This window comes from Pseudoalteromonas sp. BZK2 (assembly GCF_014349195.1).
GTDB lineage: Bacteria > Pseudomonadota > Gammaproteobacteria > Enterobacterales > Alteromonadaceae > Pseudoalteromonas > Pseudoalteromonas simplex.
The window spans coordinates 1-10562 of the sequence record NZ_JACSOG010000064.1 but is presented as its reverse complement, the minus strand read 5'-3'; the positions used below and the strand labels follow the sequence as shown (position 1 = coordinate 10562).

Below are 10562 nucleotides of genomic sequence, written 5' to 3'. Positions count from 1 at the left end.
TGGTGCCCGGGGCCGGACTTGAACCGGCACGCTGTTACCAGCGAGGGATTTTAAATCCCTTGTGTCTACCAATTCCACCACCCGGGCATCGGGTTGCTCATAGAGCGCGTGGAGTGTTGAATGGAGGCGGAACCCGGAGTCGAACCGAGGTAGACGGATTTGCAATCCGCTGCATGGCCACTCTGCCATTCCGCCAAATTAGATAATTGGAGCGGCACACGAGGCTCGAACTCGTGACCTCAACCTTGGCAAGGTTGCGCTCTACCAACTGAGCTAGTGCCGCTTTCTTTATCTTGGGGGCTATGCCCTCTCAACACGGACGCATTCTACAGAGATTATTAAACGCGTCAATATAAAAAATGCTAGTTTTGAACTGTTTGCTTATTTTTTATCTAAAACGGTGTGTAATTAAACGTTTAGGATCAATTTTTGGTCAATTCTGACCATGCTGCCATTAAATACTGCAACATAGAACTAAGCGTTAACAATGTTGCGACGTACAAAAGGCCATAACTTAAGTAGATCATCCATGTATCAAACTGCCAGATCAAACCAATAATGGCTAGCATTTGTGCCGCAGTTTTAAACTTGCCCATGTTTGATACAGCTACGTTGTCACGTTTACCCTGCTCTGCCATCCATTCGCGTAAGGCAGAGATAACAATTTCACGGCTAATAATCACTAATGCCGGAATAGTCATATACAAACTTTGATAGTGGCTTGATAAAGCAACCAGTGCTGCACACACCATTACTTTGTCAGCAACCGGATCTAAGAACGCACCAAAAGGCGTTGACTGATTTAAACGACGCGCTAGATAGCCATCAAGGATATCTGTGATTGACGCAAGCCAGAAAACAAACGCAGCTGCAAAAAATGCCCATGAGAAAGGCAAATAAAATATCACCAAAAAAATGGGGATAAGAAAAAGTCTAAAGGTTGTGAGTGTGTTTGGAATATTCCACATAACTACTTGGAGATGTCTTTTTTTACTATATTCGCACGAAGGCTAAGCCTTGTCATGCAAATGATTAAATATCTTTTCAGCCATTTCAGGGCTGATCCCAGGAACTTGTTTTAATTGGTCTATATTAGCAGCTTTTACCCCTTGCATGCCCCCTAAATATTTTAATAATGCTTGTCGGCGTTTTTGTCCTACGCCGGTAATTTCTTCTAACAATGATTGTGTGCGTTGTTTTTGTCGTTTATTGCGATGCCCTGCAATAGCAAAACGGTGCGACTCATCACGAATATGCTGAATTAAATGCAGCGCTGGCGCATCTGAATCAAGTGGTATTGTTTTACGTCCGCCATCAATTAATAGCGTTTCTAAACCTGGTTTTCGACTAGTACCTTTTGCAACACCTACCAACAATGGCATTTTATTATGCGGCCAGTTTTCAAAATATTGCTCAGCACGAGATAATTGACCTTTACCACCATCGATAAAGATGACATCTGGAATTTTTTCTTCATCGACAACTTTGTTGTAGCGTTTATTAAGTGCAAATTCCATCGCAGCATAATCATCACCACCTGTGATGCCAGTAACATTAAATCGGCGATATTCTTTATTATTTGGCCCTTGCGAATCAAACACCACACAACTTGCTACCGTGTTTTCACCCATTGTATGGCTGATATCAAAACATTCCATGCGATTAATATCATCTAGACGTAATGTTTCTTTTAATTGTGCGTAACGTTTATTAATGGAGTCTTGGGTACTTTGCTTAACACTAATGCTATTAAGGGCATTTTTATTAGCAAGCTTTAAATACTGTGCCCGCTCACCGCGATTAGCAACTTTTAAACTCACTTTACGTTCAGAGATAGCCGTAAGCGCTTCACTTAATGGCTCACTTTCTTCAATACTGAACGGTAAGATAATTTCTTTGGCAATACGCCCCGTTGCACCGGGCGCTAAATAATATTGACCTAAAAACGAGGTTAGAATTTCTTCTTCACCGGAGTCTTTTGGTACTTTAGGGAAATAAGTTTTACTGCCTAGCACTTTGTGGTCGCGGATCATTAATAAGTGAACCGCATTTAAACCATTTAAATGCGCAAAACCCACTACATCCATTTCGGCATGATTACCTGAAATAGATTGTTGCTCCTGCATTTTTCGAAGCAACATGATTTGGTCACGGACTTTGGCCGCAAGCTCAAATTTAAGTTCTTTACTTGCTTGCTCCATCTTTGTGACTAAATCGGCGATAACTTCATGAGATTTACCCAGCAAAAACTTACGGACAAAATCAACTTCTTGTTGGTACTCTTCATCGGAGATTTTATTTACACACGGTGCTGAGCAGCGCTTTAACTGATATTGTAAACAGGGACGGCTTCTCGCTCGATAATAGGCATCTTCACATTGGCGAACCGGAAAAATTTTTTGCATTAAACGCAAACTTTCAGAAACCGCTCCCGCACTTGGGAATGGACCAAAATATTCGCCTTTAATTTTTCGGCTACCACGATGAAAAGCAAGTCGCGGGTGCTTATGATCTGTTAACAGAATATATGGATATGACTTATCATCTCGCAGCAAAATATTATAACGAGGCTGATATTTTTTTATTAGATTGTTTTCGAGTAATAAGGCTTCGGTTTCGGTGTTAGTCAGGGTGACTTCAATACCGCAAATATTACTGACTAAGACACGCGTTTTACTATCAGTTACATTGCTACGGAAGTAACTACTGACACGCTTTTTTAGATTTTTTGCCTTACCGACATAGATAACTTGCCCTTCACTATCAAGCATTCGGTAGACACCGGGCTCACTTGATAGTGTTTTTAAAAAACGGGCTGGTTCGAAATCAGACATTGAGCAAATTAATGCGAGCTATCAATGTCGATCATTTTATGACGAATTGCTAAATGGGTAAGTTCAACATCCCCCCCTACATTTAGCTTTTCAAACATGCGATAGCGATAGCTATTCACCGTTTTTGAACTGAGGTTCAAACGCTCTGCGATGTCTTGCGCTTTCTCACCTTTAGTGATCATCAGCATGATTTGCAGCTCACGCTCGGACAAACTCTGGAAAGGGTTTTCATCTGTCCGCCCACTTACCTGGGCAAGCGCAATTTGCTGCGCAATTTCAGGCGCAATATAACGTTGTCCTGCATTCACTGCACGAATGGCGTTAACCATTTCATCAGAACCGGCACCTTTAGTCAGATAACCGTGTGCACCGATTTGCATTACTTTACTTGGGAATGGGTCTTCACAATGCACAGTAAGCACAATAATTTTTACATCTGGGCAATAACGACAGATTTTCTTTGTCGCTTCTAAACCGCCAATACCTGGCATATTCATGTCCATCAACACGATATCTGGTGAATGTTGACGGCAAAATTGCACCGCTTCTTCACCGGTTTTAGCTTCACCCACCACTTTAAAACCGCGAACATCATCAAGTATACGTCTGATCCCTGTCCGTACAAGTTCATGGTCATCAACTAAAAGTACATTAATCAATGGAACACCCTCAAATAACCAAATAGCTGCTTTCGCACAATTTAATGTGCCACATTAGCACAGAAAAAGTGAAACGATAAATCAAAATATCGTTTCACTAATTAAATTTAAGCTGATGCTTTCTCGCTGAAACGATCAACCCATAGGGCAATGATACCATCACCTGTTACATTACAGGCAGTTCCAAAGCTATCTTGTGCTAAATAAAGTGCAATCATTAATGCAACCGCACCTTCATTAAAACCAAGCATACTTGTTAAAAGACCCAATGCCGACATAACTGCCCCACCTGGTGCGCCAGGCGCAGCAATCATTACAACGCCTAGCATCATAATAAATGGCAACATACCAAATAACGATGGTACATCCATATTCGGTGATAAGAACATGACAGCCATTGCACATGTCACAATCGTAATTGTTGAGCCCGATAAATGGATGGTTGCACATAAAGGTACTGTAAAGTTAGCCACATCTTCTTTTACATTATTTGCTTTACTTGAGCGAAGCGAAACAGGAATTGTTGCTGCACTCGACATTGTACCTAAAGCAGTAAAATAAGCGGGTAGCATATTTTTTACAAGCTCTAATGGATTACGCTTTAGTAAAATGCCTGTAGATACATATAAAACAGTTAGCCATAGCCAATGCATAATTAATGCAGCTAGCAAAACAATACCAAAGGTTTGTAGCGTATCAACCACCGTACCTGCAACGGTCATTTCCGCAAATACACCAGCAATGTAAAAAGGTAACGCAGGAATAATTACTTTTGCTAGTAAGCCATCAATCACATCACGGCCCTGATCTGATACTTTCTTTAAAGTATCAAGCTGTAATTGGCTCATACCAATACCAAAAATGAACGCCGCAGCAAGTGCTGTCATTACACTCATAAGAGGTGGAATTTCTAAATCAATAAAGCTGCCCACTTCGGTAGCAACTTCTGCTTCAAACGTTAAACCGCCATCAAACAATGGGATCATAGCGCTGACAAGTAAAAACGCTAAGGTTCCAGCAATAACGGTTGAACCATATGCAAAGCCAACTGTTTTTCCTAACAAGTGGCCTGACCCTTTTGGTAAACCAGCAATACCTGATGCGATAAAAAATAAAATAATTAACGGGATGGTAAAGGTGATCAACTGACCTATTATTTCTTTTACTGTGTAAAGGAGTTCAACACCTGTTAGTGGCACATATAAGCCCACTAAAATACCGGCAACAATACCAGCAATTAATTTTAGAATTAAATTCATAACGATCACTTCAATTTTTAGGTGGTAATCTTTTACCACGTTTTAGTTTACTTTTGTTATAAAACAGCCAAATTAACGTTTAACTGCGCAAATTACCACCACAGCTTGTTAGAATCTAATTTGAACGTAAATATATGCGCCCTGTCGCGTTGCATTTGTTAACAAAGTTGCAAATTAATAACATGCTCGCAGTTTTGAATACCCGTATAGTGCTTATGTATAAATCAATGTTAAGTGCCGCTCTATTGAGCGTGCCTTTTACCAGCTTGGCCACCAGCCAGCCTGTCACCCTTCCTTTTATTGCAGAGCAGGCAACAATCGATGGCCAGCTTAATGAACCAAGTTGGCAACGTGCAAAAAAAATTACCATAGGCAACGTTACTTGGCCTTATGAAAACAGTAAAAGCCCAGTTACCACCCACGCCTATGTTTATGAAGATGGCGAAACACTTTTTATTGGCTTTGAAGCGAATGACCCAAACCCAGAACTTATTCGTGCTTTTTATCGTGATCGTGATGCCGCCTGGGATGATGACTTAGTTGGCCTAAAAATAGATTCATACAATAACTCTCAATTAGCCTATCAATTTTTTATTAATCCTCTTGGCGTACAGCAAGACTCAATAGAAAATGAACTAACCAAGCAAGAAAGCTCATCATGGGATGGTATTTGGGATAGCGTCGGTGTTATTCATGATAAAGGCTATACAGTTGAAGTGGCCATTCCATTACGCGTATTGAATTTTGACGACAGCGTAGCGACTAAAACGATGGCAATGGAGTTTTTACGCTTTTTACCGCGCAGTGAACGGTTACGTATCTCAAATATGCAGATTGACCACGGGAACAATTGTTGGATTTGCCAAATGCCAAGTTACCAAGGCTTTGAACAAGCAAAGCAAGGCAATAACGTAGCGATTATTCCATCTTTGGTGCTTGGCAAAAATGAGACCCGTGATATTGATGGCGCTCAAGTAGCTGATTGGGAGTCAGAGAACAATACTGAAGCCAGCCTAGATGTTAAATGGGGGATCACCCCAGATATCACCTTAAATGCGACGATTAATCCTGACTTTTCTCAGGTTGAAGCAGATGTTGCACAATTGAGTGTGAACAATAACTTTAGTTTATTCTTCCCTGAAAAGCGTGCCTTCTTTTTAGATAACGCTGACTACTTTGCCTCTACACTTAACCTTATTCATACCCGTAATATTGCCCAGCCAGATTACGGCACGAAAATCACCGGCAGCAAAAATGGTCATACATTTGCCGGCTTCATTGCCAATGACGCGCAAACCAATGTGTTGATCCCTGGCAATTTAGGTTCATCTCTTGTCGCCCTAGACGAGAAAAGTGAAAACGGTGCCCTGCGTTATCGATACGATTTTGAATCAGGCTTATCACTTGGGTCAACTGCAACACACAGACAAAGTGATGACTATAAAAACACAGTTTATAGTTTGGATAGTAAATACAAACCAACAGTAAACGATGTGTTCTTAGTGCAAGTATTAAAGTCACAAACGCAATACAGCCAAGATTTTATCGACGAGTTATGTGATGGGGATAACTGCTCACAACCCGAGCAAGTGAGTTGTGAATTAAATAGTGACTGCGACTACAACGAAGGCGTACTGCGTGTTTTAAGTAAAGAGCAGCAATCAGGTACTGGTTACTACCTAAAGTATCAACACGACGAGAAATACTGGCGCGCATTTGCCGATTATAATTACCGCGATGCCGATTTGAGAGCTGACTTAGGCTTTATCTCACAAGTTGATTTTAAAAAGTTTACGACTGGTGGCGAATACCGCTGGTATGGCGATAAAGGCAATTGGTGGAATCGCGCTAACCTATATGCTGATTGGGATATTACTCACAACGAAAATAATGAACTTCTCGAAAAAGAAGCACAAACCAGCTTTTCAGTCAGCGGCCCGTTACAAAGCTTTTTTGAGGTCTCTGTTGAGCATCGTAATCGCACTGGCCTTCGCCACGACAAATCACGTTTAGATATCGACGGCAACACCGACTTGTTTAGCGAAAATGGCGTTGGCTTGTACAGTGACTTTAAACCCACCGCTGGGGTATTTGCTTCTTTATATATGTACACAGGTAATGCCGTTGATTTAGCTAATAACCGCGTTGGTGATAAGTTCCATATACGCCCTGTGCTGAATATGAACCTTGGTAAGCATTTTGAAGTGCGTTTACGTCATACTTATGAGCAACTTGAAGCCGATGGCAGTGAAGTATTTACCGCCAATTTAAGTGATGTGCGTTTAACTTACCAATTCAACGTGAATAGCTTTTTACGCCTTGCAGTCATTTATACCGATTTAGAACGCAATCAGGCTAATTACATAGATGATGTTGATAGCCAATATAAAAAGTTAGCCACTCAGCTACTGTATTCTTACAAGCTGAATCCGCAAACTGTATTCTTTGCTGGTTACTCTGATAATGGCTATCAAGATGATGAGCTGTCATCAATGACTAAAGAGCAGCGCACGTTATTTGCTAAATTTAGCTACGCTTGGTTGCTTTAAGACCTTATCAGCGCACCTTTTGGTGCGCCCTCCCCTTACTTTGTTTGCTTGTTCCTAAACTATATTAATTCCAACTGAAACTCGCACCTTGAGATGGTTTGGGTATCTAAGCCTATTCGCTATATGTTATAGCCAAACTTTACTTTCGTTTTTTATTCACCACAGTAAAGTGTGACTATTACAGATCAATAGCCTAAGCTCATTGATCACGATTGAATAAATTGCTTCCAAGGGAACAGTATGTCTAACATTTTTGAAGATAATTCATTAACGATTGGTAATACACCAATTGTAAAGCTTAACCGCGTAACATCAGGTAATGTTTTTGCTAAAGTAGAATCACGTAACCCAAGCTTCAGTGTTAAATGCCGTATTGGTGCTTCAATGATCTGGGAAGCAGAAAAGTCAGGTGTCTTAACTAAAGACAAAGAGTTAATCGAGCCGACTTCAGGCAACACAGGTATTGCACTAGCATTTGTAGCGGCTTCTCGTGGCTACAAACTAACTCTAACTATGCCTAACACAATGAGCCTTGAGCGTCGTAAATTATTAAAAGCGTTAGGTGCTAACCTAGTTTTAACTGATGGCGCTAAAGGCATGAATGGCGCAATTCAAAAAGCAAAAGAAATTCAAGCAAGTGAGCCTGAAAAGTACATTCTTTTACAACAGTTCGAAAACCCAGCTAACCCAAAAATTCACTTTGAAACAACAGGTCCTGAAATCTTTGAAGCAATGGACGGAAAAATCGACATTTTCGTAGCAGGTGTTGGTACTGGTGGTACTATTACAGGTGTTAGCCGTTACCTTAAACTAGAGAAAGGCTTAAATGTACAATCGGTTGCTGTTGAACCAACTAACTCGCCAGTTATTAGCCAAACTTTAGCTGGTGAAGAAATTAAACCGGGCCCTCATAAAATCCAAGGTATCGGTGCAGGCTTTATCCCTGGCAACCTTGATTTAGAAGTTGTAGATGCTGCAGAGCAAGTATCAAATGAAGATGCCATTGCCATGGCTCATGAACTGATGAAAAACGAAGGCATTTTAGTGGGTATTTCTTCAGGTGCCGCAGTAGTTGCTGCAAAGCGCCTTGCTGAAAAACCTGAAAACGCAGACAAAAACATTGTGGTAATTTTACCAAGTGCAACTGAGCGTTACTTATCAAGCCCATTATTTGCTGAAGAGTTCAGCGATAAAGAGCTTGTTCAGTAATCACCAAGAATCTCTTAGTTTTTAAAAAGGATGCAAACATGCATCCTTTTTTATTATCCTAAATAAATAAAACTATTAATTTTACCGAGTTAACTTTACATCATGCTCATTTAGTCACACACTTTATTTTAAGTTCACTCGAAAAACTACAACAATGAAAAATATACTTTTAATTTTTATCCTTTTAAGTAGCAGCATTCTTTCCGGTTGCGGCTCTGAAGATGCACCAAAAGGTGAAAAAAACACCCCAGGTAATGTAGCGACCCTCTATTTTGATGCTTTGTATAACCAAAACGATTTAAATAAAGCGATGGAATACGCCACGCCGAAAATGGCGCGAATTATGAAATCCTATGGTACCGCTGGGCAGTTCGCTCGCAACTTAGTCAATATGCAATACGATGAAGTGGTGATTGAAGTCGATATGACTAACATGAGCTTGCGCGAACAGTATGGCGATAAAGCCAACATCAATTTGATTTTTACGGGTTATTTTAATGGTAAGAAAATTGATGATATGCGCAGTGTGAAAATGATGCGTAAAAAAGGCAATTGGTACATAGAAAAAATAAATGCCGATCCGTTTGCGCGATAATTGATTACTAAAACTAAAAAGGGCCTGATGGCCCTTTTTTGTTTTAGAGTATTACTGCGAACTGATATTCGTATTACTCTTCGTCAAACTCTTGATGTTGACGTTGTGCAGGACGCGCTAAGATTTCAACATAAAACGATGTAAGCTCTTTTGCTTCAATATCGCTAATACATTTATTAATCTCTGCCACGTGAACGACATTGGCCTCATCCGCTGATTCACCAAACTTACAGTCAAACGCCCAATAGTCGGCACCTGCTGGGAGTGTTTTATTACGCTCACGTTTCAAGTATTTTTTTACTTCGTGCTTGGCTGCATCAACCATACGAGGGTATTTAATTTTCTCGTGGTTTAGCGTGAATGTTTTCTTCATTATAGTCCTAGTAACTTGGTTCAATGACAATGGCATTAAGCCATAGACTGCTATTATAACAAGCGCATCTTAATTTAGCTGTACTTTTTATTAAGTTTATTCATAGTCTATGACAATTCGATTAAGCCTCGAATGCTAAGCTGTCGCCAAATGCAGAGGTTGATGTATCGCCTCATTAGTAAGACTATCATAAAATGCGGCAGCGTCGATTTGTGGGCGCTCAACGGGTTTGTTTTTTTCATAAAAGCGTTTTCTAACTGCTGGCTCACAGTTATCAATCACTTCTAGCGGCACATGTTGCTTATCATCACGAACATTCAAAGGCTCTGGATTTAAGCAATGACGTAATTTTATATCTGATAAACCACCTTGCAATAGTCTAAATGCATTTTCTTGCCCAATTAGCATGTCAAACTGTTCGGGAGCTAATGGTTGTGTAGGACCAGCACCTAATTCAGTACGCAGAGCTGACTCAGATACTTCAGGATTGCTTAATTCAGTTTTTGGTAGGTGAAACTGGCTAAAATCGAGCGCATCATGAGAAAGCATTGCGAGTAATAAAGCAAACTCTCCAGAGCGGTGCTCGTGAACACTTTTATTTAGACGATTATCGAGTTGACTCTCTGTGAGCAACAAACCATCAATTTGCATAGTCTTTAGCCAAATAGTTTCTTGATTAACCAGTTATCGGCATTTATGCATTTTTCTTTAGTTTTTTTCTTTACTTAAATAATCAGTTTGCTATTATCAGCGCCGTTGCATTGGAGGGGTTCCCGAGCGGCCAAAGGGATCAGACTGTAAATCTGACGGCTCAGCCTTCGCTGGTTCGAATCCAGCTCCCTCCACCACTTTTCTTCTCAGTGAAGTGGGGCCAAATGCAATAGTAAAAATTTGTGTGGAGGGGTTCCCGAGCGGCCAAAGGGATCAGACTGTAAATCTGACGGCTCAGCCTTCGCTGGTTCGAATCCAGCTCCCTCCACCACTCTTACTCTTTCTAGCTTTACTCTTTCTAGCTTTACTCTTTCTAGCTTTACTCTTTCTAGCTTTACTCTTTCTAGCTTTACTCTTTCTAGCTTTACTCTTT

The 10562-nt window shown here is 40.6% G+C and carries 9 protein-coding genes and 5 tRNA genes; 5 read left to right on the top strand and 9 right to left on the bottom strand.

Translation table 11 applies throughout. The features are described from left to right. From BIZ38_RS21295 to BIZ38_RS21265, 7 genes are all read right to left on the bottom strand, one after another. Positions 1-87 (bottom strand) — tRNA-Leu (locus BIZ38_RS21295). Between the two features lie 34 nt (positions 88-121). Beyond that, positions 122-195 (bottom strand) — tRNA-Cys (locus tag BIZ38_RS21290). A 12-nt stretch (positions 196-207) separates the two neighbouring features. Next, positions 208-283, bottom strand: a tRNA-Gly gene (locus tag BIZ38_RS21285). 139 nt (positions 284-422) lie between these two features. Continuing rightward, positions 423-968 carry a CDP-diacylglycerol--glycerol-3-phosphate 3-phosphatidyltransferase gene (gene pgsA, locus BIZ38_RS21280; protein ID WP_187491247.1) on the bottom strand — a complete coding sequence of 182 codons (546 nt, stop codon included), beginning with the start codon at positions 966-968 and terminating at the stop codon, positions 423-425. Between the two features lie 42 nt (positions 969-1010). Next, entirely contained in the window at positions 1011-2834 is a 1824-nt protein-coding gene (gene uvrC, locus BIZ38_RS21275; protein WP_054553646.1) for an excinuclease ABC subunit UvrC, read from the bottom strand. An 8-nt stretch (positions 2835-2842) separates the two neighbouring features. Further along, the gene (gene uvrY, locus BIZ38_RS21270) at positions 2843-3493 is read right to left on the bottom strand and encodes a UvrY/SirA/GacA family response regulator transcription factor (protein WP_054553647.1); all 651 of its coding nucleotides are present in this window, start codon (positions 3491-3493) and stop codon (positions 2843-2845) included. A gap of 107 nt (positions 3494-3600) precedes the next feature. Continuing rightward, positions 3601-4752 carry a dicarboxylate/amino acid:cation symporter gene (locus tag BIZ38_RS21265; protein ID WP_166339740.1) on the bottom strand — a complete coding sequence of 384 codons (1152 nt, stop codon included), beginning with the start codon at positions 4750-4752 and terminating at the stop codon, positions 3601-3603. A gap of 215 nt (positions 4753-4967) precedes the next feature. On the opposite strand from BIZ38_RS21265, the gene BIZ38_RS21260 reads away from it, so the two are divergent. The 3 genes from BIZ38_RS21260 to BIZ38_RS21250 all read left to right on the top strand — a co-directional run bounded on the left by BIZ38_RS21260 (position 4968) and on the right by BIZ38_RS21250 (position 9105). After that, positions 4968-7301 (top strand): carbohydrate binding family 9 domain-containing protein, encoded by a 2334-nt coding sequence (locus BIZ38_RS21260; RefSeq protein ID WP_166339738.1) that lies wholly within the window; start codon positions 4968-4970, stop codon positions 7299-7301. Between the two features lie 240 nt (positions 7302-7541). Beyond that, the gene (cysK, locus tag BIZ38_RS21255) at positions 7542-8510 is read left to right on the top strand and encodes a cysteine synthase A (protein ID WP_054553648.1); all 969 of its coding nucleotides are present in this window, start codon (positions 7542-7544) and stop codon (positions 8508-8510) included. Positions 8511-8664: 154 nt separating this feature from the next. Then, a complete protein-coding gene (locus BIZ38_RS21250) occupies positions 8665-9105 on the top strand; it encodes a hypothetical protein (protein ID WP_138618601.1) in 441 nt (146 codons plus the stop codon). Between the two features lie 73 nt (positions 9106-9178). Here the strand turns inward: BIZ38_RS21250 and BIZ38_RS21245 are convergent, their stop codons facing one another. Continuing rightward, entirely contained in the window at positions 9179-9478 is a 300-nt protein-coding gene (locus BIZ38_RS21245) for a DUF6172 family protein (RefSeq protein ID WP_054553650.1), read from the bottom strand. A gap of 135 nt (positions 9479-9613) precedes the next feature. Continuing rightward, on the bottom strand, positions 9614-10129 hold the full coding sequence (locus BIZ38_RS21240) for a VC2046/SO_2500 family protein (RefSeq protein WP_054553651.1): 516 nt from the start codon (positions 10127-10129) through the stop codon (positions 9614-9616). Positions 10130-10241: 112 nt separating this feature from the next. Between BIZ38_RS21240 and BIZ38_RS21235 the strand changes: the two genes are divergently transcribed. Next, positions 10242-10326: transfer RNA gene (locus BIZ38_RS21235), tRNA-Tyr, on the top strand. A 49-nt stretch (positions 10327-10375) separates the two neighbouring features. After that, positions 10376-10460 (top strand) — tRNA-Tyr (locus tag BIZ38_RS21230). Positions 10461-10562 lie beyond the last annotated feature (102 nt).

Coding starts and splice junctions, on each gene's coding strand:
- pgsA (WP_187491247.1), bottom strand. CDS start 968: ATGTGGAATATTCCAAACACACTCACAACCTTTAGACTTTTTCTTATC.
- uvrC (WP_054553646.1), bottom strand. CDS start 2,834: ATGTCTGATTTCGAACCAGCCCGTTTTTTAAAAACACTATCAAGTGAG.
- BIZ38_RS21265 (WP_166339740.1), bottom strand. CDS start 4,752: ATGAATTTAATTCTAAAATTAATTGCTGGTATTGTTGCCGGTATTTTA.
- BIZ38_RS21260 (WP_166339738.1), top strand. CDS start 4,968: ATGTATAAATCAATGTTAAGTGCCGCTCTATTGAGCGTGCCTTTTACC.
- cysK (WP_054553648.1), top strand. CDS start 7,542: ATGTCTAACATTTTTGAAGATAATTCATTAACGATTGGTAATACACCA.
- BIZ38_RS21250 (WP_138618601.1), top strand. CDS start 8,665: ATGAAAAATATACTTTTAATTTTTATCCTTTTAAGTAGCAGCATTCTT.
- BIZ38_RS21245 (WP_054553650.1), bottom strand. CDS start 9,478: ATGAAGAAAACATTCACGCTAAACCACGAGAAAATTAAATACCCTCGT.
- BIZ38_RS21240 (WP_054553651.1), bottom strand. CDS start 10,129: ATGCAAATTGATGGTTTGTTGCTCACAGAGAGTCAACTCGATAATCGT.